Genomic DNA, 24,661 nt, shown 5'->3' on the forward strand with positions numbered 1-24,661 from the left:
TCCCCGTTGGGGAGAGGGATAAGGCTTACAGCATTGAAATCACCCGCTTCAACAAGCGTATTCTCGGCGCAATCGACGCTTTATCCAGCCACTCCGCCGGGCTGTGGAACCCGGCACCGATCGGCCCCAGCCCGTCCAGGGTCGGAATGCCCAGCGCGGCGGTGTGGTTGGCATCACTGCCACCACCGACCGCCTGCCAGGTAATGGCTATTCCTTCCGCCTGACCTGCCGCTTCAACCTGCTGCATCAGCGCCTGCGTGGCTTTACTCGCTGCCATCGCCGGTTTGTGGTTCACGCGCGTCAACGAGGTCGTGACGCCCTCTAAAAAGCCTTTTTCACACAATGCCTCCAGCGCCTGGTTCACCCGGCTGTACTCATCGTTTTCCCAGAAACGCACGTCCAGTTCGGCAACGGCTTTATCGGCCACCACGTTTGCCGCGCTGCCGCCGTGGATCACGCCGACGTTGAGCATGGTGCCACGTTCCTGGTCGGTCAGGGCATTAATGGCAATAATGCTGTTTGCCAGGGCGGTTATCGCCGAGCGGCCTTTCTCCGGTTCGTTACCCGCGTGTGCCGCCACGCCGCTGAACGTCAGGTGATAGCCCGCCATCCCTTTGCGAGCCTTCACCAGCGAACCGTCGGCACGCGCGGCTTCGCATACCAGCACGCAGCGGGCGCGTTTTGCCAGTTCGCCAATCCATTCGTGTGAATAGACGGAGCCGGTCTCCTCATCGGGATTCATGGCGATCGCAATGGCCAGACGATCGCGGTCGGCTGCGTCCAGCTCACGCATCGCCCACAAGATATTCAGCAGGCCGCTCTTCATATCCGATACGCCAGGGCCATAAAGACGGGTGGCGTCCTCGCTCAGCGGACGCTCGGCGACGGTGCCGGGGGCAAATACCGTATCAAGATGGCCGACCAGCAGAACGTCGAACTGTGCCGCCTGTGGCTTATTACTGACGAATACGCCCGGGCCAACTTTGTCGCCCAGATTGACCCGTTCGGTGTGCCAGCCTTCGCGCTGCCAGAGCGTTTCAATAATGCCAGCCACGGTTTCGACGCCTGCGACAGTACGGGTGCCGCAGTCCACGTTCACCAGGGTTTTCAGCTCTTCAATATAATGGTCAAGGTTCATAATAACGTCCTGTTCAGAGAATAATGCGCATCAGCAGCATGGCTAAGAAGGCGTTGATGACCGAAATGGCAATCATCAGCGGAATACGTTTAGCGCGGGTGCCGATCACACCCAGAATGCGGCCGAGATACTGCACCTGTGAGCCCATCAGATAGATAGCAGGTGCCAGAATCGCCAGGTGCTCGCCGGTAATAATGCCTTTATCAAACAGGCCGATCGCCACGCCGATCCCACCGCCCATCGACATCCAGCCGCCAATCAGCACGGCAGCCGCTTCACCCGGCAGGCCAAACAGGCACATCAGCGGGGAGAAGATCATCCCCAGCCCTTTCAGTGCCCCGGTAATTTCCAGCGCCTTGATGATGATAAAAGCCATGACCACGTTGGGCAGGGTGCTGCCGGTGGCAATACTCCAGCCCTTGCGTGCGCCTTCGACAAACACATCGGTAATCACGGGATGAGATTGTGGGGCACTCATACGGTCTCTCCTTGTGTCGGTTGTTGCTCAGGGGCATCTTTGCCGATGACGGTCAGGATCAGGCGCAGCAGATTCGCGCCGACAATCTTCATGATGAACATCACGGCGATGCAGGCACCAATGGAGGTTGGTACCGCGGCCGTCCCGTCAACGGCGACCAGGGTAAAGAGGATGGCACCAGAGGAGAAAAAGTTGGTGATCATCGCCCCGGCGGAGAACTGGAACATGGCGAAAACGTCTTTCTCTTTTTCGCTAATCTGCCCTTCATCGGACAGGTTGCGGGTGAGGGATGCACCCACATCGGTGCTCTGCAGGCTGCCAATCAGCGCCAGCCCGGTGGTACCGGGAATGCCCAGCAGCGGGCGCAGCAGCGGCGTTAACAGCTTACGTGCCGCACGCAGCGCACCATAGTGCTCCAGCACGTTGATCATCCCGAGGGCAAACATCACGGCTGGAATTAAACCGAGCGCAAAGAGAAACCCGTCCATTGCGCCACTGCCGCCGGTACCGCGAAAGGCGCTGGTGGCGGTGGTCAGGGTGCCGTCTTCAAGGCTGGCCTTGCTGACCACCTTGCCAAACGCACCGTTGAGGGTGGTGAAATCAAACACGCCGTACCACTCTTTTCCGCCCAGCAGGCCAGAGAAGAAAACGGCTGCGAACGCCAGCGCAACGTACGCGCCGGGCCCGACCTTGAGATCCTGAGGTACTGAACTGTTCATATCCTTTTCCTTGTATGCACGCGATTGCGCAGGGTCATTCTGGCGAGGTTTTGAGCAAAAAAAATGATACAAATCATTTCGTAAGGCGGTGTCGGGACGAAAAAGGCAAAAGTGTGACCCGTGGCGGCAGGGGTGTTTCAGCGGAAGGTGATCGGCTTAACAATGTGGTGTAAATGTCTGGTTTGACCACGCATTATTGCGTTTCAAAGTTGTTAAATTTTGAGCGTTGTTCTAGAAACAAAATGTAACATCTCACTGTTTCACAACAACGGACAACAACTATGAACAACTCAGGGAAATACCTTACGTGGGCAGGGCTCTCCGTTGTGGGAGCATTTGCCCTGGGCTATATCGCCCTCAACCGGGGGGAACAGATCAACGCGCTGTGGATCGTTGTCGCCTCGGTCTGTATTTATCTGATCGCGTACCGTTTTTATGGCCGCTATATCGCGAAGACGGTGTTAGGGGTCGACGGCACGCGCATGACGCCTGCGGTTCGTCATAACGACGGTCTGGACTATGTGCCTACCGACAAGAAAGTGCTGTTCGGTCACCATTTTGCGGCGATTGCCGGCGCGGGCCCGCTGGTGGGGCCAGTCCTGGCGGCGCAGATGGGTTATCTGCCGGGGATGATCTGGATCCTCGCGGGCGTCGTACTGGCCGGTGCGGTGCAGGACTTTATGGTGCTGTTCGTCTCCACCCGCCGCGACGGACGTTCGCTCGGTGAGCTGGTGAAAGAGGAGATGGGAGCCACGGCCGGGGTGATCGCCCTGATCGCGACCTTTATGATCATGGTGATCATCCTCGCGGTGCTGGCGATGATTGTGGTGAAAGCGCTAACCCACAGTCCGTGGGGAACCTATACCGTGGCCTTTACCATTCCGCTGGCGCTGTTTATGGGGATCTACATTCGCTACCTGCGTCCGGGACGCATTGGTGAAGTGTCGGTCATCGGCCTGGTCTTTCTGGTGTTTGCCATTATCTCCGGCGGCTGGGTGGCTGAGAGCCCGACGTGGGCGCCGTTCTTCGATTTCACCGGCGTACAGCTGACGTGGATGCTGGTAGGGTACGGATTTGTGGCGGCGGTGCTGCCGGTGTGGCTGCTGCTGGCCCCGCGCGATTACCTCTCCACCTTCCTGAAAATTGGCACGATTGTGGGGCTGGCAATCGGCATTTTGATTATGCGCCCGACGCTGACCATGCCTGCGCTGACCAAATTTATTGATGGCACCGGCCCGGTCTGGACCGGCAACCTGTTCCCGTTCCTGTTTATCACCATCGCCTGTGGCGCGGTGTCTGGCTTCCACGCGCTGATTGCCTCCGGTACCACGCCGAAAATGCTCGCCAATGAGAATCAGGCCTGCCTGATTGGCTACGGCGGCATGCTGATGGAATCGTTCGTGGCGATAATGGCGCTGGTCTCGGCCTGTATTATCGACCCGGGCGTTTACTTCGCGATGAACAGCCCAATGGCGCTGCTGGCACCGGCCGGCACCGTTGACGTGGTGGCCTCTGCCGCGCAGGTGGTAAGCGGCTGGGGCTTTGCCATTACCCCTGACACGTTGACCCATATCGCCAGTGAAGTGGGCGAGCAGTCAATTATTTCCCGTGCGGGGGGCGCGCCAACGCTGGCGGTGGGCATGGCGTATATTCTGCACGGCGCGCTGGGCGGGCTGATGGACGTGTCGTTCTGGTATCACTTCGCCATTCTGTTTGAAGCGCTGTTTATTCTGACGGCGGTGGATGCAGGAACGCGTGCGGCACGCTTCATGCTACAGGATCTGCTGGGGGTGATCTCACCGAACCTGAAACGTACCGATTCATTACCGGCGAACCTGCTGGCAACGGCGCTGTGCGTACTGGCGTGGGGATATTTCCTCCATCAGGGCGTCGTCGATCCACTGGGGGGGATTAACACCCTGTGGCCGCTGTTTGGTATTGCCAACCAGATGCTGGCGGGCATGGCGCTGATGCTCTGTGCGGTAGTGTTGTTCAAGATGAAGCGTCAGCGTTATGCGTGGGTGGCGTTACTGCCAACCGCATGGCTGCTGATTTGTACCCTGACGGCAGGCTGGCAGAAAGCCTTCAGCCCGGACAACAAAGTGGGCTTCCTGGCTATCGCCAACAAGTTCCAGGCGATGATCGACAGCGGTAAGATCCCGGCGCAATATACGGAATCACAACTGTCGCAGCTGGTGTTTAACAACCGTCTGGACGCCGGACTGACCATCTTCTTTATGGTGGTGGTTGTGGTGCTGGCGTTGTATTCTCTGAAGACTGCACTGGCGGCGCTGAAAGAAGACAAGCCGACGGCAAAAGAGACACCGTATGAGCCAATGCCTGAGAACCTGGAAGAGATTGTGACCCAGGCGAAAGGGGCGCATTAATCGCTCAACCTCACCCTCTCCCCGCCGGGGAGAGGGGATAAAAGACGAGACATCCACTATGTTCGACACCCTCTCCAAAGCAGGAAAATACCTGGGCCAGGCCGCCAAAATGATGATCGGCGTACCGGATTACGACAACTACGTCGAGCATATGCGCGTCAACCACCCTGACCAGACGCCAATGACCTATGAAGCTTTCTTCCGCGACCGCCAGGACGCCCGCTACGGCGGCAAGGGCGGCGCGAAGTGCTGTTAACCCTCTTTCGGTAAACAAAGGCTGATCTGCTTTTGTTTACATTCAACATGCGATCAGGCGTTTAACCCGCCATCGACATCCAGTCCCGTGCCGGATATTTGTCCGGCGGCAGGACTGGCCAGGAAGGTGACCGCGGCGGCGATGTCTTCCGGCTGGCCGTAATGTCCTACCGCAATCATCTGGCGCTGAGATTCAGCCTGTTCTCCATCCTCCGGGTTCATATCGCTGTTTGTCGGGCCAGGATGCACAAGGTTCACGGTAATGCCGCGCGGGCCGAGATCGCGAGCCAGACCCCGGGTAAGGGAGTTGAGCGCAGATTTGGTCATCGAATAGACGGCAATACCGGGCATCGCCACACGGTTTGCCAGACAACTGCCGATGTTGATAATGCGCCCGCCGTCAGACATATGCACCAGCGCTTCCTGAATGGCGATCACCACGCCCCGGATATTGACGTTAATCAGGGCGTCAATATCCGCCAGCGTCATGGACTCCAGCGGACCGCCGCGTGCGATCCCGGCGTTGTTGACCAGAATATCCAGCCCGCCCAGGGAGCGCGCCGCATGGGTAACCGCATCCTGAATGGCCTGTGCGCTGGCGCTGTCGGCCTGAATCGCCTCGCTGTGGCGCCCAAGCGCCTTTATCTCTTCGGTGACCGCCTGGGCTTTGTCGGCGGATTTTTCATACGTAATAACCACATCGGCACCGGCGCGTGCCAGTGAAAGTGCGATGGCACGACCCAACCCACGGCTGGCGCCGGTAACCAGCGCCTTCTTACCTGTTAAATCGATCTGCATGATGACCTCGTTGCGAGAGTGATGAGAATCATCATTAGGTATAGTCGGTCGGAACGATTAACGGCTGAAGGATTCCACTTTCTCAAACGCGGCGCGCAGAACCGCAGGGGTGAGCGCGACCGGCAAATAGTGGATAGATTCCACCGGGCGCAGCGTATGGGCAATGACCTTGTCCAGCTCGTCGCGGTTGTTGATATCCACCTCCAGTTCGCGAAGCGTGGTGGGCAGGGTAAAGCGCTGATAGGCCGCCACCAGCTCGGCCAGCACGTCATCCTGGCCGAGCAGCGCACTTTGCACCAGGATGCCATAGGCCACTTTGGTACCGTGCAGGTATTTTTCCGTTTGCGGCAAAACGGTTAAACCGTTGTGCACCGCATGCGCGGCCGCCACGCGGGTATAGCGCTCGCCCAGACCGCCCACCATTCCGCCCCCGGCAATAATGGCATCCACAACGTCCCTGAACGCCTGCGTCGCTTCGCCACGCTGCTGGTCGGCCAGCGCCTCTTCGCTACGGGAAAGCAGCACGTCGCGGATCGCCAGCGCGCCATTGATCCCCAGACGTACGGTCAGGGGCAGGTTTTCAGGTTGAGGGGCCAGGACCACCGCTTCATACCACTTCGCCAGCGTATCGCCGATGCCTGCCAGCAGGTACTCCGCTGGGGCTTTGAGGATAATGTGCGGTTCCACCAGCACCAGGAAGTTAGCATCGTCGAACACCTCAAACTGCAGCGCCTGACCGGCATCGTTATACCAGACGGAGAGCGGCGTCCAGGCGGCGCAGGTGGCGGCGATGGTGGGAATAGCCACCACCGGCACGCCGAGACGGCGCGCCACCGCTTTGGCGGTATCAAGCAGTGCGCCACCGCCGACACCAATCACCACGCTGGCGTTATTGCCAGACGCCGTCACCAGATCGGTGACGTCACGTTCGCTGCAGTGCCCTTTAAAGAGCAGATGTTTCGCCCCCGGTGTGTGAAAGCTTTCCGGCAGGAAAGGGCGCGCGCCTTCAATGGCGCGTTCGCCATAAATCCACACCGCGCGGGAGAGCTGTTCCGGCGTAAAGAATTCATTCAGGTGCGCAAGGCTTCCCGGATGCGAGAAATAGTTCGCCGGGCCTGGCACGACGCGGATATCGGTGTTGCTCATGTGTTGTCCTTTTTTTTAGCAAGCGCTAACCCGATGTTATGTCTGGACATCCGGATGGCTAATAATATTTCGCTTTATCTTATGCCTTTTCCGTCGTTGTCAGTCAACCGGAGCTGTGAAAAATTCGATAAATCACAATATGAAAGAAGGATTTAACGCGGATGGTTTCCAGTCGCCTTGAGATGCGCGGTATCAGCCTGGCCTTTTCCGGCTTTCAGGCGTTGTCGCGCGTGGATTTGACGTTAATGGGCGGCTCCGTGCATGCGCTGACCGGCGCAAACGGCGCGGGGAAATCGACGCTGATGGCGGTGCTGTGCGGCACTTACGATCGCTACGAAGGTGAGATCTGCATTAATAACCAGCCGGTGACGATCCGCGAGCCGCTTGATGCCAAACGGCTGGGTATCCACCTGGTGCAGCAGGAAGTGGACGTCGCGCTGATACCAGGGCTGAGCATTGCCGAAAACATCATGCTCGATCAGCTCGCACAGCCGGGGCATCGCTATCGCTGGCGCGCAATCCGCCAGCAGGCGAAACAGGCGCTGGCGCAGCTGGGTATCGCTCTGGATGTGCGACGCATCGTCGACACCTGCACGCTGGCAGAAAAGCAGCAGATTTTGCTGGCGCGGGCGCTCTCACACCACTGCCGTTTTCTGATTCTGGATGAACCGACCGCGCCGCTGGATAGCCATGAAAGCGAACGGCTTTTCGCCGTAGTGAGACGTCTGCAAAAGCAGGGGATTGGCGTAGTGTTTATCTCTCACCGTATTCACGAACTGAACGCTATTTGCGACACCTTAACCGTGCTGCGCGACGGCAAGCTGATTGAATCCGGCCCGATGGCGAACCTCAGCGGTGACGCAATCGTTGAGAAGATGCTTGGCCATGAGCTTAACGATATCTATCCGCCGGCCCGTCCTGCGCACAGTGACGAGACATTACTGCGCGTGGAAGGGCTGCACGATGACGCGCTGTTGAAAGATATCTCCCTGCACCTGCGAAAAGGCGAAATTCTGGGCATTGCCGGGCTGGCGGGAGCGGGCAAAACGGAACTCTGCAAGGCGCTGTTTGGGGCCAGCAAAAGCCGTGTAGCGCGTGGTGAGCTAAATCATCAGCCCTGGCAGCCGCGCGATCCGGCGGATTCGGTATTGCGCGGTCTGGCGCTGGTACCGGAGGAGCGGCGCAAAGAGGGCATTTTTATTGATGAACCGGTGAGCATGAACCTGGCGGTCACTGCGGATAACAGCTTCTCGCGCTGGAGCCTGTTCGGCCACCGTCAGGCGTGGCGCTGGGCGGAAGAGGTGATTGCCCGCGTCGGCGTGCGTGCGCGTGGGCCGGGGCAGGTGCTGCGTCGTCTGTCGGGGGGCAACCAGCAGAAGATTGCCATCGGCAAGTGGCTGCGCAACGACGCCAGCGTGTTGATTTTCGATGAGCCAACCAAAGGCGTCGATGTCAAAGCGAAAACCGATCTGTTCCAGTTAATTGACGGCCTGGCGCGCAAGGGCAAAGGGGTGATTTACGCTTCCGGTGAATTCGCTGAACTGGTGGGGCTGTGCGATCGCATTTGCGTGCTGTGGGACGGACGTATCGTGGCGGAAATCGCCGGGGCCGAGGCCCACGAAGAGACACTACTTTATTATTCAACCGGAGGAACGGCGTCGTGAGCAAGGCCCTTTCAGTGACGGCGGCAGCGTCTGGTCGTCAGCAAATTTTTGATTTTCTCTACAAGTGGGGCATGTTGCTGACCGTGGTGGCGCTGGTGGCCATCTTTGGCCTGGCGTCGGACAACTTCCTCGATCCGAACAACATTATCAATATCCTGCGCTCCATTGCCATCGTGACGGTGATTGCTATCGGGGTATCAATTTCGCTGACCATCGGCGGGTTTGACCTGTCGGTTGGTTCAACGGCATCGCTGGCTAACGCGCTGGTGGTGTCACTGTTCGTCTGGTACGGCTTCGGCACCACCGAATCGATACTGATTACCCTGGCGCTTTGTACTCTGGTTGGCCTGTTTAACGCGTTTCTGATTGTCATCCTGCGGATCCCGGACATGCTTGCCACGCTTGCCAGCCTGTTTGTTATCCAGGGCGTGGCGATGACCTACAGCTACGGCGGGTCAATTACCGAAAACATGGTGCTGCCGAGCGGCGACATGGCTGAAGGGACCATTCCGGCGGCATTCAGCCTGCTGGGACAGGTGCCGACTATCGTGATCATCATGCTGGTGGTAACGATCCTCGCACAGCTGGGGCTGTCACTGACCACCCACGGACGACGCATGTATGCCATCGGCGGTAATCCGGAGGCGGCACGTCTCTCCGGTATTCGCACCACGCGCTACAAGGTGGCGGCCTACGTGATTGCCTCTCTGCTCGCCGGATTAGGCGGCATTTTACTGGCCTCGCGGATTGGATCGTCACAGGTGAATGCGGGCGGCGGCTATCTGATGGATGCGGTTGCGGCGGCGTGGATTGGCTTCTCGCTTGCCGGGTCCGGAAAACCGAACGCGCTGGGTACGCTCGTCGGGGCAGTCATTCTTGGCGTGCTGTCGAACGGTCTGGTGATGCTTTCCGTACCCTATTACGCGATGGACATTATAAAAGGGCTGGTGCTCGCCGTGGCGCTGGCGATTACCTACATACAAAAACGCTAACGATTGATCACAACACAACGGGAAAACAGAATGAAAAAAATCACCCTCTCTCTGGTGGCATTAGGGTTACTGACGTCGCTGCCAGGCCTTGCGGCAACCCCCGCACCGCTTCCGCCCGCCATTGCAAATCATGACGGCCCCATCCGCATTGCGGTGATCCGTAACCTCGGCTCTGACGACAACACCACGCAGTTTGTCGCCGGTGCCATTCAGGAAGGCAAAAAGCTCGGCTTTAAGGTCAGCACCTTTTTGAGCAATGGCGACGATGCCAAATTCCAGGACTTCGTCAATCAGGCGATCAGCCAGAAATATGACGGGATTATCCTCTCTCAGGGGCGCGACCCCTATGCGACCGCGCTGGTGAAAAAAGCCGTCGATGCCGGCATTAAAGTGTCGGTGTTTGATACCGCCGTTCAGGGCGACATCCCCGGGGTGACCGTGACCCAGCAGGATGATGCTTCCCTGACCCATCTCTCCTTCGGCCAGCTGGCGAAAGATTTCAACGGTAAAGCCAACATCGTGAAGCTGTGGGTTGCCGGTTTCCCGCCGATGGAACGTCGTCAGGCAGCCTATAAAGCGCTGCAGAAGCAGTATCCGGACATTAAAGAGCTGGAGTCTATCGGTGCCGTTTCGTCTGACGTGCAGGGAGATACCGCGAATAAAGTGGGCGCTATTCTGGCGAAATACCCGAAAGGCAAAATTGACGCCATCTGGGGAACCTGGGATGCCTTCAGCCAGGGGGCCTACAAAGCTCTGAAAGAGAACGGCCGCACCGAAATCAAACTCTACAGCATCGATATCTCAAACCAGGATCTTCAGCTGATGCGCGAGCCAGGCAGCCCGTGGAAAGTGAGCGTGGCGGTGGATCCGAAGCTGATTGGTGCAACCAACGTACGTCTGATTGCCAACAAGATTGCCGGTGAAACCACACCCGCCACGTATGATTTCAAAGCGGCGGCGATCCCGCAGGCGCTGCTGACCGCACAGCCAGGCGCGGTGAACGTGGCGTCGCTGGGGAAAATCATTCCAGGCTGGGGTCAGACCGAAGATTTTATCGCCCCGTGGTTTGCGACGCTTGAAGCGAAACATCAATGAGTGTGCTTCCCACGCCTGAATACAGCCGCAATATGCGGCTGATTGGCCATAGCGACCAGGGCGGTCGCCCGGACGGCGTGCAGCTGATGGTGCATCGCGGTTTCGCGTACATCGGGCATATGGTCTCGCAGGGCTTTTCCATTGTGGACGTGCGCGACCCGAAACATCCCAAACCGGCAGGCTATATGCCCGCGCCGCCCGGCACCTGGAACGTTCATCTCCAGGCGCACGACGATCTCCTGCTGGTCATTAATGCGCGAGACTTGTTCGCAGATGCCCGTTTCGCTGACGAAAAGGTCTACTACACCCGTCAGGTAGGAGAAACCGTACGCGACGTGCAGGACAAAGGCTGGAGCGCCGGGTTGCGGGTGTTTGATATCTCCACCCCTGACAAACCGCGTGAAATCGGCTTTTTATCCCTGAGCGGCATCGGCATTCACCGTATCTGGTACGTTGGCGGGCGCTGGGCGTATGTTTCGGCGCTGATCGACGGCTTTACCGACTATATTTTCCTGACGATCGATCTGGCCGACCCGCAAAAGCCTGAGGTGGCCGGGCGCTGGTGGCTGCCGGGGATGAACCAGGCCGACGGTGAGCAACCCAATTGGCCGGAAGGTAAACGCTACGCGCTGCACCACGCGATTATTGCCGGGGATACCGCTTACGGGAGCTGGCGCGACGGGGGACTGACGCTGCTGGACGTGAAGGATCGCACGCAGCCGAAGCTGATTAGCCATCGCAACTGGAGCCCGCCGTTTGGAGGTGGCACGCACACCGCGCTGCCATTGCCGGATCGTGACCTGCTGGTGGTGCTGGATGAAGCGGTACTGGATAACCAGGAGGACGGTGAGAAGTTCATCTGGCTGTTTGATATTCGCGAGCCGTCGAACCCGGTAAGTATTTCCACATTCCCGCAGCCGCAGGAGCGGGATTATGTGGCGAAAGGGGCGCATTTTGGTCCACACAACCTGCACGAGAACCGGCCGGGAAGCTTTGTCAGCTCTACGCTGATTTTTGCGACCTGGCAGAATGCGGGCGTGCGCGCGTTTGATATTTCCAATCCTTACCGTCCGGTTGAAACCGGTGCGCTGGTGCCGGCGGCGCCTGAGAGGATGATGGATACGCGGCCGAATCGACCGCAGGTGATCCAGTCATGCGATGTGTTTGTCAATGCGCAGGGCATTATCTTCAGCACGGATTATAACGGTGGATTGTCGGTGATTGAGTATCTGGGGTAACGGCGCGCTGGTGTCTTTCTGACGGCCCTCTTCATCGGGAGAGGGCCGAGGCGTTTAACTGTACTGACGCACCCGCGCCACCAGATCTTCGGCGGTGTCGATACGGTCGGCAATCACAATCAGCGCCTTGCCAAGCGTAATCGCGTGGCGCAGGCATTCGTGGCGCATTGCTTCATCCTGAATGGTCTCGATATCCGCCACGTGCGACAGACCGACACTGCGGCGAATCAGCTCCGTGCCGCAGAATCCGATCGCGTCTTTCCACACCTTTTTCAGGAATTCAGAGGCGTAGCCCGGGGCAGCAAGTGCCGCATCGCGCGTTTTCTCACTGGCCAGGATCTGGAAGCGCTCCGCGAAGGTGTTCCACAGCGTCTGAATGTCGGTCAGACGCTGTTCACGGGCCGCGGCAGCATCGCGAATACCCAGATGCCCCGGCAGGCCGCAGAAATTGAGCAGCAGGTTGCCGATGGCGGTGCCGACGTCAAAACCGATGGGGCCGAAATAGCCGAACTCTGCGTCGATGGCTTTCAGACTGCCGTCTGCCACGAAAATCGAGCCGCTGTGAATATCGCCATGCAGCAGGGCTTCAGCGTGTGAGAAGAAGCGGTGCTTCAGCGAGGCCACGGCAATTTTTAACTGAGCGTCATCGCGCAGGGCGGCAACGTCTTTTTCCAGTTCAGCAGGGTAGTTGTTACGTTCGTGGACCTGGTACGGATCGTTGAAGAACAGATCTTCGGTGATCTCGCACATCTCCGGATTAAGGAATTTCGCGACCTGCGCTTTCTTGTCATGCGGGTGCAGGTAAAAGTCGCTGGTATGGAACAGCGTGTGCGCGAGGTATTCACCCAACTGACGCGCCGCCTGTGGGTAGTAGGTATTTTTGATCAGCTCCCCGCGCCAGATGGCATGGCTGGAGAGATCTTCCATCACCATCACCGCCAGTTCGGGGTCGAAGTGGTGGATTTTCACCGTGTGCTGCGGGCTGTGCTGGTAGTGTTCGATCAGCGTTTGCGCCTCCAGGCGGGCGCGATCCAGGGTCAGTGGCCAGGATTCGCCGACGCAGCGCACATACGGCAGCGCCTGCTTAACAACGATGCGGCTCACGCCCTCGGTATCGAAAATTTTGAACACCAGATTGAGGTTACCGTCGCCCACTTCCTGCGCCTCCACCAGCGATGAGGGATCATCAAGGCCGCCGAACTGCTTTGCATACTCCACGGCATCCTGGGCGGTAAAGGTACGGTATTGCGACATTGCCTGTTCCTCACTGGTTTTGCTAATAAAGACATTTAGACGTCTATACATCTGGATTTCATCCTGACACAATGTGCTACAACAACGCAACAGGGAATTAACGACATGCAGACATTACAGACGACCAGCCTGCGAGTGGCGGAGAATCAGTTATTTATTCTCGATCAGCAGGCGCTTCCTCAGGAGAAACGCTGGCTTGACGCCTCGACGGTAGAGGCGCTGGTCGGCCATATTCACGCCCTGCGCGTACGCGGGGCACCGCTGATTGGTCTCTCTGCAAGCCTGCTGCTGGCCCTTCTGGCGGAAAACGGCAAAAGCCGTGATGAACTGGCTGTGGCGCTGGAGACCCTGCGGGCATCCCGCCCGACGGCGGTGAACCTGATGAACAACCTCGACCGCATGAAGCTGGCTCTCTGGCAGGAGGATTTTGTGCCTGCGCTGGTGGCGGAAGCGCTGCGTCTGATTGATGAAGACAAGCAGCTGTGCGAGGCCATCGCGAATGCCGGCAGTACGCTGGTGAAACCCGGCAGCCGTCTGTTGACCCACTGCAATACCGGCGGGCTGGCGACGGCAGGGGTTGGCACCGCGCTCGGCGTGATTGCCCGCGCGCATCAGGAAGGACGCGTCAGCTCTGTCTGGGTGGATGAAACCCGCCCCCTGTTGCAGGGTGGAAGACTGACCGCATGGGAACTCGGCGAACTGGGCGTGCCGTACCAGCTGATCGCCGATTCCATGGCCGCCAGCCTGATGGCAAAAGGGCTGGTTGACGCGGTGTGGGTGGGCGCAGACCGTATTGCGGCCAACGGCGACGTGGCGAATAAAATTGGCACCTATTCTCTGGCGGTTCTGGCAACGTTCCACGGTATTCCGTTCTATGTCGCTGCCCCGCATACCACGCTTGACCCGGCGTGCCCAAACGGTGAGGCAATCCCCATTGAACAACGTGCGGCCAGCGAAGTAACGGGCGTGGCCGGGAGTTTTGGCGCGGTGCAGTGGGCTCCTGAAAACACGCAGGTCTACAACCCGGCCTTTGACGTCACGCCAGCGGCATTGATAAGCGGTTGGGTGCTGGATACGGGCATCGTCACGCCGGAAGAGGTGGCAAAAGGGAAATTCGCCTGAGGACGACTATCCTTTAAGGGGTTCCCTTTAGGAGGACAGTCACGTGACGCTTGATCCTGATACAGACTTAAAACTGGAACGCGTGGTGGATGCCCCGCGCGATCTGCTGTGGCTCTGCTGGACGACACCCGAGCACATCAAAAACTTCTTCATTCCGGTTCCGCACAAAGTGACCGAGTGTGACCTTGACCTGCGCGTTGGCGGGCGGTTTAACACGGTGTTTGAGGTAGACGGGCAACGGATGGATAACCGGGGTGTGTTTCTCGAAATCGATCCCGGCAGGAAGCTGGTCTTTACCGACGGTTACACGGAAGGCTGGAAGCCCGCCGAAAAGACGTTTATGACGGCCATTCTACTGCTGGATGATGTGGGGGAGGGCAAAACGCGTTATACCGCCATTGCTCGCCATCCAACGGCGGAAATCCGCGAGCAGCATGAACAGATGGGCTTCCACGAAGGGTGGGGCATTGTGCTGGACCAACTGGTGGCGTATACGAAGGGATTGAAACACTGACGTTTTTTCGCCCCCTCTCCCTGGAGGGAGAGGGGAAAAATCATGCCAGACGCGGATACGCATCCGCAATCGCATCGCCGGTGAACTGCGCAATCCACCCCTCGGGGTTATCAAAAATACGAATGGCGGTAAAGTTCGGCTCTGAGCCCATATCAAACCAGTGCGGCGTTCCGGCAGGCACGGAAATCAGGTCGTTTTTCTCACACAATACCTGACACACCTCGTCGCCAATGTGCAGGCAAAACAGCCCCGCACCCTCAACAAAGAAACGCACTTCATCTTCCCCGTGGGTATGCTCGTTCAGGAACTTAGCGCGCAGCGCCTCTTTTTGAGGGTTATCGGCACGCAGGCTGATGACATCCCAGCTCTGATAACCTTTCTCTGCCACTAACGTGTCGATCGCGTGCTGATAAGCCGCGATAACCGCATCGGGGGCAGGATCGCGGCCTAAGTCGCGGTCTGCGGCCCAGCGTTCAAAACGCACCCCTCTGGCGTTGAGCTGTTGGGCGATGTCGGCAGCGTCGGTGCTGTGCCAGCGAGGTTGACTGGGGTCTTTATCGGAATAAATGGTCAATGCGCTCATGAAGGGATCTGCTCCGGGTTAATCTCGTCGAACTGGTGTACCTGATGGTGATGGCTTGCACCGTCATCATCGCCGCGAATCAGCTGCAGGGTGCGAAAACCTGCCTGCTCAGCGGCGTCCAGCTCCTGATGTATATCCGACAGGAACAGGATCTGCGACGGGGGGATACCCGTTTGTGCCGCAATGTTCTGGTAAGACTGGACGTCGCGCTTGGCACCGATGTGGGTATCAAAATAGCCGCTGAACAGATGAGTAATATCACCTTCGTCGCTGTAGCCAAATAACAGTTTCTGCGCCGCGACGGAGCCTGAGGAATAAACATAGAGATCAATACCCTGCGCTTTCCATTTTTCCAGCGCAGGCAGGACGTCCGGGTAGAGGTGGCCGGTAAAATCGCCGTTAACGTAGCCGTCGTGCCAGATGATCCCCTGCAGCGCCTTTAACGCGGTTGACTTGCGGTCTTCATCCATAAACGTAAAGAGTGTGTCGATAAGGTCGCTTACGCTGGCGTGCGGATGGTTAATTTCATCACGCAGGTTGTCCAGAATGGATTTGACCGGCTCGGCGTACTGCTGCGCGGTCACAAAGGCCGACAGACGCTCACGCGCGTAGGGGAACAAAACATCATGGACAAAACGGATATCGCTGGTGGTCCCTTCAATATCCGTCACAATCGCGCGAATCATACTCTCTCCCAGTGTCGTAAACGCATTTCGCATTCAAATAAGAATTCCAGTCCTTCCAGATGACGGCGGGCCTCGGCCACATCGCGTCCCCAGCAGGTTAAGCCATGACCGCGCAGAAGAAAACCATAATTAAACGGGTGCGCCTGAGCGTATTCGGCAATGCGCACGGCGAGTGCGTCGATATCCTGGTCGTTATCAAACACCGGGATGGCGACCGTATCCAGATGCGTGCTCTGCCCGGAGAGGGATTTTTGCATCTCAAAGCCGGTGATCTTCAGCTCGGGCTCTTTGACCAGCCGCGACAAGACCGTGGCATTGACGGTATGGACGTGCAGAACCGCGTTGGCTTCGGGAAACAGACGATAGATGAGCGTGTGAAGCCCGGTTTCAGCCGACGGCGTGCGGCCAGACGGTGCACGGTTGGTCGCAATCTCCACCTGCAGAAAATCGTCTGTGGTCAGGCTGCCTTTATCTTTGCCGGATTCACTGAGCCAGCACAGATGCGCATCCTGACGCACGGACATGTTACCGCCGGTCGCGGGAGCCCAGCCTTTGGCGCCGATCCAGCGGCAGGCGTCGACCAGGTGTGTGAGTTGCAGGTTGTCGGTCATCTTCCTTTTTCCCTCTCGGTCAGGAATATTCATATTGTTTAGACGTCTAAGCGTCTTGATTGCCAAAGACTAACATCGTGTTATAGTGTCAGCAACATAAGTATTACATGCAGGCACAACACAATGAGCAATAACGCATTGATTCCTCAGAGTAAACTTCCCAGTCTTGGTACCACCATCTTTACGCAAATGAGCGCACTGGCCCAGCAGCACAACGCCATTAATCTCTCGCAAGGGTTCCCTGATTTTGATGGCCCGCGTTATTTGCAGGAACGTCTGGCGTACCACGTTGCGCAGGGGGCGAACCAGTATGCACCGATGACGGGCGTGCAGGCACTGCGGGACGCCATAGCAGACAAAACGGCTGAGCTGTATGGCTATAAGCCAGACGCTACCAGCGACATCACGGTGACGGCAGGGGCGACCGAAGCGTTGTATGCCGCAATTACCGCGCTGGTGCGCACGGGTGATGAGGTGATCTGCTTTGACCCGAGTTATGACAGCTACGCGCCGGCGGTTGAACTCTCCGGCGGCGTGGTGAAACGTATCGCGCTACAGCCACCGCATTTCCGTCCGGACTGGCAGGCGTTTGCTGCCTTGCTGAGCGACAAAACCCGTCTGGTTATTATCAATACTCCGCACAACCCGTCGGCGACCGCATGGCAGAAAGCCGATTTCGCAAAACTTTGGCAGGCGATTGCCGGGCGTGAAATTTACGTGCTGAGCGATGAAGTGTATGAGCACATCTGTTTTGCGCAGGAAGGGCATGCCAGCGTGCTGGCCCATCCGCAGCTTCGCGAGCGTGCCGTGGCGGTATCGTCATTTGGTAAAACCTATCACATGACCGGCTGGAAGGTGGGGTACTGCGTGGCTCCCGCGGCCATCAGCGCTGAGCTGCGTAAAGTACATCAGTACCTGACGTTTGCCGTAAACACGCCGGCCCAGCTGGCCCTGGCTGATATGCTGCGCGCCGAACCGGAGCACTACCGCGACCTGCCGGCATTCTACCGTCAGCGTCGGGATCTGTTTGTGAATGCGCTAAGCCAGAGCCGTCTGGAGATTTTACCCTGCGAAGGGACCTACTTCCTGCTGGCGGACTACAGCGCGATTTCGGATCGGGATGACGTGAGTTTTTGCCAGTGGCTGACAAAAGAGGTGGGCGTTGCTGCCATTCCGCTGTCCGTATTTTGCGACGACCCGTTCCCGCATAAGCTGATCCGGCTCTGTTTTGCGAAACAGGAATCGACGCTTCTCGCGGCGGCGGAGCGGCTGAATACACTCTGAGCGTGTCATCCCTCTCACGTTAGAATAACGGCGGTCTGCCCGTAATAAGTGAGAGTAATATCAGTCAAAATAACGCGAAAGAGCGTTATAAAATATAAGTCAGGATTATGTATTAACAGAGAAAACGGGCTGTGAGCGACACAGCCCGTCGCTGTTATTTTTCTGTTACTTCGTTAATGAATTTCGCGAATGCCGTACTGTTTAATGCCGAGCGGTTATAAATCATAAAAATGTCAAGCGAGGGAAGGGTGAACGGTGCAGTGATTTTTTTGAGTCTTAGCACTTCACTGTATTTATCAAATAAAATTTCGGGTACGTAACCAATTAACTGAGAGGCACTTATCATAGAAATAATAGTAAATACAGAGTCACAGCGAAAACCGATTGTCTTTTCCGCATGCACTTTTTCTGCCATCGATTGATAGGTTTTAACGCCCGGCTCATCACTGAGGAATATCGTAAACTTCTCTTCCTGAAGCTCTTCCATGGTGGCCACCTCTTTCATCCGCGGATGATCCTGGCTGCAGACCAGCAGGACGGAATAGGATGCATATGGCACACAAATCATTGAACGGTTGCTAACCGGGGCCATTGAGAAAATTAAGTCTGCCTTACGGTATGCCAGTAGATCCTCTGCGGAGTCAGCAGAGAGCAGCATGTCATGCAGTTCAATCTCGTAATTGTGCTCACGCATCAATAATTTAAGCGGGCCCAACAGATTTTCTGTGGTCAGGATTTGCGGGCTGTACACCACAAAATTCTTTTTTAGCGTTGAGCCATGCATGATGTTAATCGTCTGCTCAAGCTGGTTGAGGTTTTGCTCAAGATGATGGTGCAGGTTCACGCCTACCGTGGTGGGCGTAATCCCTTTCCCGGAACGAATGAACAGGGGATCGTTGAGCTGATTACGCAACCTTTGCAGCGACTGGCTGACCGCCGAGGGCGTAATATAGAGCGTTTCTGCTGCCTTGCTGATGCTTAAGTGCTGATAAATACACTCGAAAATTACCAGCAGATTAAGATCAAATTTTTTCAGATCGTAGAGATTAGCCATGTTTCATCCTGAGTGGACTGCGTTGCGTTAACACATCACTGATAACTATAGAAGGAAGTTAATCATTTGCCATCCATGCAATTAACTTACTTAATTAGAGTTGTATGTTGACTTAATATATCACGATGGCAGATTTATAAAATAGAGCTTCAATGAATATTAAGATATTTTTATCTCTAAAACTGCGAGAGTGTTTGCATTAAAATAGTCTCAATTATATATAGACAAATAATTATCATTCATTTTTATTAATCCTCGTAGGCGCATCTTCAGTCCTGCGCGATAAACTGTGTTCGATGAAACCTATCACAGCCATAGATACGATTGGCGCTCATGTGCATTGCCCTCGCGCTGTGCGGGTGTTGTAATCAAGGCGCTGTTACGGCCTTGATATGAGGTTTGTAGAGCGCAACGCAACGCCAGCAATTGCTGGTACTGAAAGTTCCTGTGGAAAGTTCAGGTATCAGGGCCGCCCACCAGGGCGGCCTTTTTACTTTTGGCTTTTCGTTAATTCAGTTCATCACGTTGTCTTGTTCGGGTTGTTAGGTATGGCTGATTGATTTGATAAAGCAAACGCATTAGCCCACCCGGCGAAAGTTGGTTACCTTACATCTCAACGAAAACACGGAGGAAGTACAGATGTCTTTGATTAATACCAAAATTAAACCTTTCAAAAACCAGGCGTTCAAAAACGGTGAATTCATCGAAGTGACCGAGAAAGATACCGAAGGCCGCTGGAGCGTCTTCTTCTTCTATCCGGCTGACTTCACCTTCGTTTGCCCTACCGAACTGGGTGACGTTGCAGACCATTACGACGAACTGCAGAAGCTGGGCGTAGACGTTTACTCTGTTTCTACCGACACCCACTTCACCCACAAAGCATGGCACAGCAGCTCTGAAACCATCGCGAAAATCAAATATGCGATGATCGGCGACCCGACTGGCGCCCTGACCCGTAACTTCGACAACATGCGTGAAGATGAAGGCCTGGCTGACCGTGCTACCTTCGTTGTTGACCCGCAGGGCATTATCCAGGCAATCGAAGTTACCGCTGAAGGTATCGGCCGTGATGCTTCTGACCTGCTGCGTAAAGTGAAAGCGGCGCAGTACGTTGCTTCTCACCCAGGTGAAGTTTGCCCGGCGAAATGGAAAGAAGGCGAAGCGACTCTGGCACCGTCTTTAGACCTGGTTGGCAAAATCTAAGTTTCCCGCCGTCTTTCGCGCAGAGCATCGCCTGCTCTGACGCGACAGGCTCCGGAAATGACAGTTGTAATGGGCGCGCCCGCGCCCATTTTATTCCAGCACCATGATGCAAGTTGCATTCAGGCCGCCCGAATAAGGCAGCTTGCATGATGACGTTTTTAGAGAGGGAAGAACAATGCTCGACACCAATATGAAAACCCAGCTCAAGGCCTACCTTGAGAAACTGACCAAACCTGTTGAGCTGATTGCCACGCTGGACGACAGCGCTAAATCGGCAGAGATCAAGGAACTGCTGGCAGAGATCGCCGAACTGTCACCGAACGTGACCTTCAAAGAAGATAACGGTCTGGCGGTGCGCAAGCCCTCCTTCCTGATCACCACTCCGGGTTCTGACCAGGGGCCGCGTTTTGCCGGTTCTCCACTGGGCCACGAATTTACCTCGCTGGTGCTGGCACTGCTGTGGACCGGTGGTCATCCGTCAAAAGAGGCGCAGGCGCTGCTCGAGCAGATCCGCGACATTGACGGCGATTTTGAGTTTGAAACCTATTACTCACTCTCCTGCCATAACTGCCCGGACGTGGTGCAGGCGCTGAACCTGATGTCGGTGCTGAACCCGCGCATTAAGCACACGGCGATTGACGGCGGTACGTTCCAGAACGAAATCACCGACCGTAACGTCATGGGCGTTCCGGCGGTCTTTATGAACGGTCAGGAGTTTGGCCAGGGCCGTATGACGCTGACCGAAATCGTTGCCAAAGTGGACACGGGCGCCGAAAAACGTGCGGCAGAAGCGCTGAACAAACGTGACGCGTATGATGTTCTGATTGTCGGCTCCGGCCCGGCGGGCGCGGCGGCGGCGGTTTACTCCGCCCGTAAAGGCATTCGTACCGGCCTGATGGGCGAACGCTTCGGTGGCCAGGTGCTCGACACCGTGGATATCGAAAACTACATCTCTGTGCCGAAGACCGAAGGCCAGAAACTGGCTGGCGCACTGAAGGCGCACGTCAGCGATTATGAAGTGGATGTGATCGACAGCCAGAGCGCCAGCAAGCTGGTTCCGGCCGCGGTTGAAGGGGGATTACACCAGATTGAAACTGCCTCCGGCGCGGTGCTGAAAGCGCGCAGCATTATCATTGCCACCGGCGCCAAATGGCGCAACATGAACGTCCCGGGTGAAGATCAGTATCGCACCAAAGGCGTCACCTACTGCCCGCACTGCGACGGCCCGCTGTTTAAAGGTAAACGCGTGGCGGTGATCGGCGGCGGTAACTCCGGTGTGGAAGCGGCGATTGACCTGGCGGGTATCGTTGAACACGTCACCCTGCTGGAGTTCGCCCCAGAAATGAAAGCGGACCAGGTGCTGCAGGACAAAGTGCGTAGCCTGAAAAACGTCGATATCGTGCTGAATGCGCAGACCACGGAAGTGAAAGGTGACGGCAGCAAAGTGACCGGTCTGGAATACCGCGACCGCGTGAGCGGTGACGTGCATAGCGTGGCGCTGGCGGGGATCTTCGTACAGATTGGTCTGTTGCCAAACACCACCTGGCTGGACGGCGCGATTGAGCGCAACCGCATGGGCGAAATTATTATCGATGCGAAATGCGAAACCAGCGTGAAAGGGGTGTTCGCGGCAGGGGACTGCACCACGGTTCCGTACAAACAGATCATCATTGCCACCGGTGAAGGGGCGAAAGCGTCTCTGAGCTCGTTCGATTATCTGATTCGCACCAAAACGGCATAAAAAGAAAGCAAGACTACACCTGCAACAGCAAGAGGCCACCGAAAGGTGGCCTCTTTTTTTTACCTGACGACCATCACCGGAATGTGGGTGTGGCGGATCACGCTCGACGCGTTAGAGCCCAGCAGGTGGGTGGTAATGGAAGGATTACGGGAACCGATCACCACGACGTCTGCTTTCAGTTCATTGGCCAGTTCATTAACGGCATCCCGCACGCTGCCGAACCTGACGTGAGTTTTGATACGTGAAGGGTCGATGCTGAAATGCCCGACCATGGTTTGTAGACGATTTTCAGCTTCGTGCTGAAGATGCTCTTCGAAGCGACGTACATCGGCGGCAAAGCGGTGCAGACTCAGGCTGGCGGAACCCGGTAACACGTGTAACAGATGGATGATCCCGTCCTGCTGCGCCAGAAACTCCGCGTGGCGTACGGCCTTGTCGCTCAGCTCCATCTCGAAAACATCAACCGGCATAATGATTGTCTGATACATACCCGTTTCTCCTTGTTTATAAACGCTGAATTCATTCAACCACAAAATATGAATGGTTTCTGTAAGCGCGGCGCCACTTTTTGATCTCGCCAGGAAAAATCTCAAAAGATCCGTCATCACGGGCAAGTCTTCTGGGGTAGCTACCCTTTATACACTGTCCTGGATCCTTTCGGAGGTTGCATGAAAGCACTCACGTATCACGGCCCACATCATGTTCGCGTCGAGAATGTCCCCGATCCCATCATTGAACAGCCAGACGATATTATTCTGCGGGTCACGGCTACGGCGATTTGCGGGTCCGATCTGCATCTCTATCGCGGCAAAATCCCGAAGGTGCAACACGGCGATATTTTTGGTCATGAATTTATGGGGGAAATCGTTGAGTGCGGCAGGGAGGTGAAGAATTTACAGAAAGGCGATCGCGTGGTTATCCCGTTTGTAATTGCCTGCGGTGACTGTTTCTTCTGCCGTCTGCAGCAATACGCGGCCTGCGAGACGACCAACGCAGGGCAGGGCGCCGCGCTGAACAAAAAACAGATTCCCGCGCCAGCCGCGCTGTTTGGCTATAGCCATCTCTACGGCGGCGTGCCCGGAGGCCAGGCGGAATATGTTCGCGTACCGAAGGGGAACGTTGGGCCGTTCAAGGTGCCGCCGCTGTTGTCCGATGACAAAGCGCTGTTCCTGTCAGATATTTTACCCACCGCCTGGCAGGCGGCAAAAAATGCGCAGATCGAAAAAGGATCGAGCGTGGCCGTGTTCGGCGCCGGGCCGGTGGGGTTGCTGACCATTGCCTGCGCGCGACTGCTCGGGGCGGAACAGATCTTCGTCATCGACCATCACCCGTATCGCCTGCGATTCGCTCAGGCGCGCTACGGCGCAATCCCTGTCAACTTTGATGATGATAACGATGCCGCCGAAAAAATCATTGAGCAAACTGCCGGCCAGCGTGGTGTCGATGCGGTGATTGATGCCGTCGGGTTCGAAGCCAAAGGCAGCACCACGGAAACAATCCTCAGCAACCTTAAAATTGAAGGCAGCAGCGGCAAAGCGCTGCGGCAGTGTATCGCGGCTGTCCGGCGCGGCGGCGTTGTCAGCGTCCCTGGCGTTTACGCCGGGTTTATTCACGGCTTCCTGTTTGGCGATGCCTTCGATAAAGGGCTGAGTTTCAGGATGGGGCAGACACACGTCCACGCCTGGCTTGGCGAGTTGCTGCCGCTTATCGAAAAAGGGCTGCTTACGCCGGAGGAGATTGTGACCCACTATCTGCCGCTGGCGGATGCGGAACGCGCCTACAAGATTTTCGAAAAACGGGAGGAGGAGTGCCGCAAGGTCATTCTGGTGCCGGGGGCGGAAACGCCTGACGCGGCGGCACAGCAGGTGAAAGGCCTGGTCAATGCTTTCCCGGGTGGGGTGGTGTGAGATTATCGCTTACCGATGACGCTCAAGATAAAGCACCGCCATGACGATGATCGCCAGAATAATGAGAAAAATAAGTGTGATAACCACTATCTCACTCATGACCGTCCCCGCGGCACCCAAACAGATTAAGCGTGGGTTAAGGGGTTTTCGGGCGATATAGGATAATCGGGTGAATTTGCGGAAAGAGGATGCGGGTGCATCCTCTGTGCAACGCGGGAGCGTTTGTTCAGATGGGGTTAACGCAGGTAGTCGCCCGCGGCTTCTGGCTGGTAGAGCAGCTCCAGCACTTCCAGATGCGCCGCGGCACCGCCTGGCAACGCCCAGTTGATGGTGTCTCCCGTACGCAGACCAAGAAGCGCGGCACCCACAGGGGCAAGGACCGAAAGCTGTGCACTGCTGTCGGTCATCTGCGCCGGGTAGACCAGCGTTCGGGTCAGCTCTTCACCGGTGGCCAGGTTACGGAATTTAACCCGGCTGTTCATGGTGACCACGTCGTGAGGCATGGATTCAGGCGTGCACATCTGCGCCCGGTCAAGCTCTTCATTCAGGGCGTCAGCCACCGGAAGCGAAGCGAATTCTGCTTTTTCCAGCAGTCTGTCAATACGTTCTGCGTCAAGCTCATTGATGATGATGGTGGGTCTGGACATTTTTTACTCCATGTCGTTAATGCTGCGTGTAACGCAGAAACCAATCCAAAAGAAAACCCTCGCCGTCTGGCAGCGAGGGTTTAACTCTTCTGATGATACTGGCTGAGCGCACAACTTTGAAGTGATACAGGTCACATTCATGGGT

At 56.6% G+C, this 24,661-nt stretch carries 25 protein-coding genes; 12 read left to right on the forward strand and 13 right to left on the reverse strand.

Annotation, left to right across the window (positions count from 1 at the left end; all coding sequences use genetic code 11):
* Positions 1-25: 25 nt before the first annotated feature.
* The 3 genes from JTA15_RS01680 to JTA15_RS01690 are packed head-to-tail and all read right to left on the reverse strand — an operon-like array spanning position 26 to position 2,335.
* Positions 26-1,138, reverse strand: a complete 1,113-nt coding sequence (locus tag JTA15_RS01680; RefSeq protein ID WP_219372799.1) for a M20 family metallopeptidase — start codon at positions 1,136-1,138, stop codon at positions 26-28.
* 13 nt (positions 1,139-1,151) lie between these two features.
* Positions 1,152-1,616: a YjiG family protein gene (locus JTA15_RS01685; RefSeq protein WP_219372800.1), complete on the reverse strand. Its 465-nt coding sequence runs from the start codon at positions 1,614-1,616 to the stop codon at positions 1,152-1,154.
* Positions 1,613-2,335: a nucleoside recognition domain-containing protein gene (locus JTA15_RS01690; protein WP_020885022.1), complete on the reverse strand. Its 723-nt coding sequence runs from the start codon at positions 2,333-2,335 to the stop codon at positions 1,613-1,615. Before JTA15_RS01690 ends, JTA15_RS01685 begins: the two co-directional genes overlap by 4 nt.
* A 281-nt stretch (positions 2,336-2,616) precedes the next feature.
* On the opposite strand from JTA15_RS01690, the gene cstA reads away from it, so the two are divergent.
* Together cstA and JTA15_RS01700 are read left to right on the forward strand one after the other, a co-directional pair.
* Positions 2,617-4,722: a pyruvate/proton symporter CstA gene (gene cstA / locus JTA15_RS01695; protein WP_014169078.1), complete on the forward strand. Its 2,106-nt coding sequence runs from the start codon at positions 2,617-2,619 to the stop codon at positions 4,720-4,722.
* A gap of 58 nt (positions 4,723-4,780) precedes the next feature.
* Entirely contained in the window at positions 4,781-4,978 is a 198-nt protein-coding gene (locus tag JTA15_RS01700) for a YbdD/YjiX family protein (protein WP_014169079.1), read from the forward strand.
* Between the two features lie 53 nt (positions 4,979-5,031).
* Here JTA15_RS01700 and JTA15_RS01705 read toward each other — a convergent pair whose 3' ends face one another.
* Complete coding sequence (locus tag JTA15_RS01705) at positions 5,032-5,775, reverse strand: SDR family NAD(P)-dependent oxidoreductase (protein ID WP_014169080.1); 744 nt, start codon at positions 5,773-5,775, stop codon at positions 5,032-5,034.
* A 57-nt stretch (positions 5,776-5,832) separates the two neighbouring features.
* A complete protein-coding gene (locus JTA15_RS01710; RefSeq protein ID WP_219372801.1) occupies positions 5,833-6,921 on the reverse strand; it encodes an oxidoreductase in 1,089 nt (362 codons plus the stop codon).
* A gap of 161 nt (positions 6,922-7,082) precedes the next feature.
* Between JTA15_RS01710 and JTA15_RS01715 the strand changes: the two genes are divergently transcribed.
* The 4 genes from JTA15_RS01715 to JTA15_RS01730 are packed head-to-tail and all read left to right on the forward strand — an operon-like array spanning position 7,083 to position 11,910.
* Positions 7,083-8,585 carry a sugar ABC transporter ATP-binding protein gene (locus JTA15_RS01715; RefSeq protein WP_219372802.1) on the forward strand — a complete coding sequence of 501 codons (1,503 nt, stop codon included), beginning with the start codon at positions 7,083-7,085 and terminating at the stop codon, positions 8,583-8,585.
* Positions 8,582-9,577 (forward strand): ABC transporter permease, encoded by a 996-nt coding sequence (locus tag JTA15_RS01720; protein ID WP_025204689.1) that lies wholly within the window; start codon positions 8,582-8,584, stop codon positions 9,575-9,577. Before JTA15_RS01715 ends, JTA15_RS01720 begins: the two co-directional genes overlap by 4 nt.
* A 30-nt stretch (positions 9,578-9,607) precedes the next feature.
* A complete protein-coding gene (locus tag JTA15_RS01725; protein ID WP_020885017.1) occupies positions 9,608-10,672 on the forward strand; it encodes a sugar ABC transporter substrate-binding protein in 1,065 nt (354 codons plus the stop codon).
* The gene (locus tag JTA15_RS01730; protein ID WP_219372803.1) at positions 10,669-11,910 is read left to right on the forward strand and encodes an LVIVD repeat-containing protein; all 1,242 of its coding nucleotides are present in this window, start codon (positions 10,669-10,671) and stop codon (positions 11,908-11,910) included. The genes JTA15_RS01725 and JTA15_RS01730 overlap by 4 nt, the downstream gene beginning before the upstream one ends.
* A 54-nt stretch (positions 11,911-11,964) precedes the next feature.
* Here JTA15_RS01730 and mtnK read toward each other — a convergent pair whose 3' ends face one another.
* A complete protein-coding gene (gene mtnK / locus JTA15_RS01735) occupies positions 11,965-13,164 on the reverse strand; it encodes an S-methyl-5-thioribose kinase (RefSeq protein ID WP_219373227.1) in 1,200 nt (399 codons plus the stop codon).
* A gap of 105 nt (positions 13,165-13,269) precedes the next feature.
* Between mtnK and mtnA the strand changes: the two genes are divergently transcribed.
* Together mtnA and JTA15_RS01745 are read left to right on the forward strand one after the other, a co-directional pair.
* On the forward strand, positions 13,270-14,286 hold the full coding sequence (mtnA, locus tag JTA15_RS01740) for an S-methyl-5-thioribose-1-phosphate isomerase (protein ID WP_219372804.1): 1,017 nt from the start codon (positions 13,270-13,272) through the stop codon (positions 14,284-14,286).
* A 43-nt stretch (positions 14,287-14,329) separates the two neighbouring features.
* Entirely contained in the window at positions 14,330-14,800 is a 471-nt protein-coding gene (locus JTA15_RS01745) for an SRPBCC family protein (protein ID WP_219372805.1), read from the forward strand.
* A 40-nt stretch (positions 14,801-14,840) separates the two neighbouring features.
* On the opposite strand, the gene JTA15_RS01750 is transcribed toward JTA15_RS01745, so the two are convergent.
* Genes JTA15_RS01750 through JTA15_RS01760 form a run of 3 tightly spaced genes read right to left on the reverse strand, consistent with a single transcriptional unit; the run spans position 14,841 to position 16,680 of the window.
* The gene (locus JTA15_RS01750; RefSeq protein ID WP_014169089.1) at positions 14,841-15,383 is read right to left on the reverse strand and encodes an acireductone dioxygenase; all 543 of its coding nucleotides are present in this window, start codon (positions 15,381-15,383) and stop codon (positions 14,841-14,843) included.
* Positions 15,380-16,069 carry an acireductone synthase gene (mtnC, locus tag JTA15_RS01755; RefSeq protein ID WP_149376185.1) on the reverse strand — a complete coding sequence of 230 codons (690 nt, stop codon included), beginning with the start codon at positions 16,067-16,069 and terminating at the stop codon, positions 15,380-15,382. The genes JTA15_RS01750 and mtnC overlap by 4 nt, the downstream gene beginning before the upstream one ends.
* Positions 16,066-16,680: a methylthioribulose 1-phosphate dehydratase gene (locus JTA15_RS01760; protein WP_020885012.1), complete on the reverse strand. Its 615-nt coding sequence runs from the start codon at positions 16,678-16,680 to the stop codon at positions 16,066-16,068. The genes mtnC and JTA15_RS01760 overlap by 4 nt, the downstream gene beginning before the upstream one ends.
* A 123-nt stretch (positions 16,681-16,803) precedes the next feature.
* On the opposite strand from JTA15_RS01760, the gene JTA15_RS01765 reads away from it, so the two are divergent.
* A complete protein-coding gene (locus JTA15_RS01765; RefSeq protein ID WP_068795111.1) occupies positions 16,804-17,964 on the forward strand; it encodes a pyridoxal phosphate-dependent aminotransferase in 1,161 nt (386 codons plus the stop codon).
* A 154-nt stretch (positions 17,965-18,118) separates the two neighbouring features.
* On the opposite strand, the gene JTA15_RS01770 is transcribed toward JTA15_RS01765, so the two are convergent.
* Entirely contained in the window at positions 18,119-19,018 is a 900-nt protein-coding gene (locus JTA15_RS01770; RefSeq protein ID WP_025204682.1) for a LysR family transcriptional regulator, read from the reverse strand.
* A 639-nt stretch (positions 19,019-19,657) separates the two neighbouring features.
* Between JTA15_RS01770 and ahpC the strand changes: the two genes are divergently transcribed.
* Both ahpC and ahpF read left to right on the forward strand, forming a co-directional pair.
* Positions 19,658-20,221: an alkyl hydroperoxide reductase subunit C gene (gene ahpC / locus JTA15_RS01775; RefSeq protein ID WP_008501015.1), complete on the forward strand. Its 564-nt coding sequence runs from the start codon at positions 19,658-19,660 to the stop codon at positions 20,219-20,221.
* A gap of 175 nt (positions 20,222-20,396) precedes the next feature.
* Positions 20,397-21,962, forward strand: coding sequence for an alkyl hydroperoxide reductase subunit F (gene ahpF / locus JTA15_RS01780; RefSeq protein ID WP_219372806.1), 1,566 nt, complete (start codon positions 20,397-20,399; stop codon positions 21,960-21,962).
* A 59-nt stretch (positions 21,963-22,021) separates the two neighbouring features.
* Here ahpF and uspG read toward each other — a convergent pair whose 3' ends face one another.
* Positions 22,022-22,450, reverse strand: coding sequence for a universal stress protein UspG (gene uspG, locus JTA15_RS01785; protein WP_020885008.1), 429 nt, complete (start codon positions 22,448-22,450; stop codon positions 22,022-22,024).
* A 180-nt stretch (positions 22,451-22,630) separates the two neighbouring features.
* On the opposite strand from uspG, the gene JTA15_RS01790 reads away from it, so the two are divergent.
* Complete coding sequence (locus JTA15_RS01790) at positions 22,631-23,869, forward strand: zinc-dependent alcohol dehydrogenase (RefSeq protein ID WP_020885007.1); 1,239 nt, start codon at positions 22,631-22,633, stop codon at positions 23,867-23,869.
* Positions 23,870-23,878: 9 nt separating this feature from the next.
* On the opposite strand, the gene yldA is transcribed toward JTA15_RS01790, so the two are convergent.
* Both yldA and rnk read right to left on the reverse strand, forming a co-directional pair.
* Positions 23,879-23,968 (reverse strand): small membrane protein YldA, encoded by a 90-nt coding sequence (yldA, locus tag JTA15_RS21880; RefSeq protein ID WP_271661446.1) that lies wholly within the window; start codon positions 23,966-23,968, stop codon positions 23,879-23,881.
* 137 nt (positions 23,969-24,105) lie between these two features.
* Positions 24,106-24,516, reverse strand: a complete 411-nt coding sequence (rnk, locus tag JTA15_RS01795) for a nucleoside diphosphate kinase regulator (protein ID WP_014169101.1) — start codon at positions 24,514-24,516, stop codon at positions 24,106-24,108.
* Positions 24,517-24,661: the final 145 nt, after the last annotated feature.

It is taken from the genome of Enterobacter sp. BIDMC 29 (assembly GCF_019378755.1).
In the GTDB taxonomy this organism is placed as follows: Bacteria; Pseudomonadota; Gammaproteobacteria; order Enterobacterales; family Enterobacteriaceae; genus Enterobacter; species Enterobacter ludwigii.

Coding starts and splice junctions, on each gene's coding strand:
- mtnC (WP_149376185.1), bottom strand. CDS start 16,069: ATGATTCGCGCGATTGTGACGGATATTGAAGGGACCACCAGCGATATC.
- JTA15_RS01760 (WP_020885012.1), bottom strand. CDS start 16,680: ATGACCGACAACCTGCAACTCACACACCTGGTCGACGCCTGCCGCTGG.
- JTA15_RS01750 (WP_014169089.1), bottom strand. CDS start 15,383: ATGAGCGCATTGACCATTTATTCCGATAAAGACCCCAGTCAACCTCGC.
- JTA15_RS01790 (WP_020885007.1), top strand. CDS start 22,631: ATGAAAGCACTCACGTATCACGGCCCACATCATGTTCGCGTCGAGAAT.
- cstA (WP_014169078.1), top strand. CDS start 2,617: ATGAACAACTCAGGGAAATACCTTACGTGGGCAGGGCTCTCCGTTGTG.
- uspG (WP_020885008.1), bottom strand. CDS start 22,450: ATGTATCAGACAATCATTATGCCGGTTGATGTTTTCGAGATGGAGCTG.
- JTA15_RS01700 (WP_014169079.1), top strand. CDS start 4,781: ATGTTCGACACCCTCTCCAAAGCAGGAAAATACCTGGGCCAGGCCGCC.
- JTA15_RS01725 (WP_020885017.1), top strand. CDS start 9,608: ATGAAAAAAATCACCCTCTCTCTGGTGGCATTAGGGTTACTGACGTCG.
- mtnA (WP_219372804.1), top strand. CDS start 13,270: ATGCAGACATTACAGACGACCAGCCTGCGAGTGGCGGAGAATCAGTTA.
- rnk (WP_014169101.1), bottom strand. CDS start 24,516: ATGTCCAGACCCACCATCATCATCAATGAGCTTGACGCAGAACGTATT.
- JTA15_RS01730 (WP_219372803.1), top strand. CDS start 10,669: ATGAGTGTGCTTCCCACGCCTGAATACAGCCGCAATATGCGGCTGATT.
- ahpC (WP_008501015.1), top strand. CDS start 19,658: ATGTCTTTGATTAATACCAAAATTAAACCTTTCAAAAACCAGGCGTTC.
- mtnK (WP_219373227.1), bottom strand. CDS start 13,164: ATGTCGCAATACCGTACCTTTACCGCCCAGGATGCCGTGGAGTATGCA.
- JTA15_RS01685 (WP_219372800.1), bottom strand. CDS start 1,616: ATGAGTGCCCCACAATCTCATCCCGTGATTACCGATGTGTTTGTCGAA.
- JTA15_RS01690 (WP_020885022.1), bottom strand. CDS start 2,335: ATGAACAGTTCAGTACCTCAGGATCTCAAGGTCGGGCCCGGCGCGTAC.
- ahpF (WP_219372806.1), top strand. CDS start 20,397: ATGCTCGACACCAATATGAAAACCCAGCTCAAGGCCTACCTTGAGAAA.
- JTA15_RS01680 (WP_219372799.1), bottom strand. CDS start 1,138: ATGAACCTTGACCATTATATTGAAGAGCTGAAAACCCTGGTGAACGTG.
- JTA15_RS01770 (WP_025204682.1), bottom strand. CDS start 19,018: ATGGCTAATCTCTACGATCTGAAAAAATTTGATCTTAATCTGCTGGTA.
- JTA15_RS01715 (WP_219372802.1), top strand. CDS start 7,083: ATGGTTTCCAGTCGCCTTGAGATGCGCGGTATCAGCCTGGCCTTTTCC.
- JTA15_RS01710 (WP_219372801.1), bottom strand. CDS start 6,921: ATGAGCAACACCGATATCCGCGTCGTGCCAGGCCCGGCGAACTATTTC.
- yldA (WP_271661446.1), bottom strand. CDS start 23,968: ATGAGTGAGATAGTGGTTATCACACTTATTTTTCTCATTATTCTGGCG.
- JTA15_RS01765 (WP_068795111.1), top strand. CDS start 16,804: ATGAGCAATAACGCATTGATTCCTCAGAGTAAACTTCCCAGTCTTGGT.
- JTA15_RS01705 (WP_014169080.1), bottom strand. CDS start 5,775: ATGCAGATCGATTTAACAGGTAAGAAGGCGCTGGTTACCGGCGCCAGC.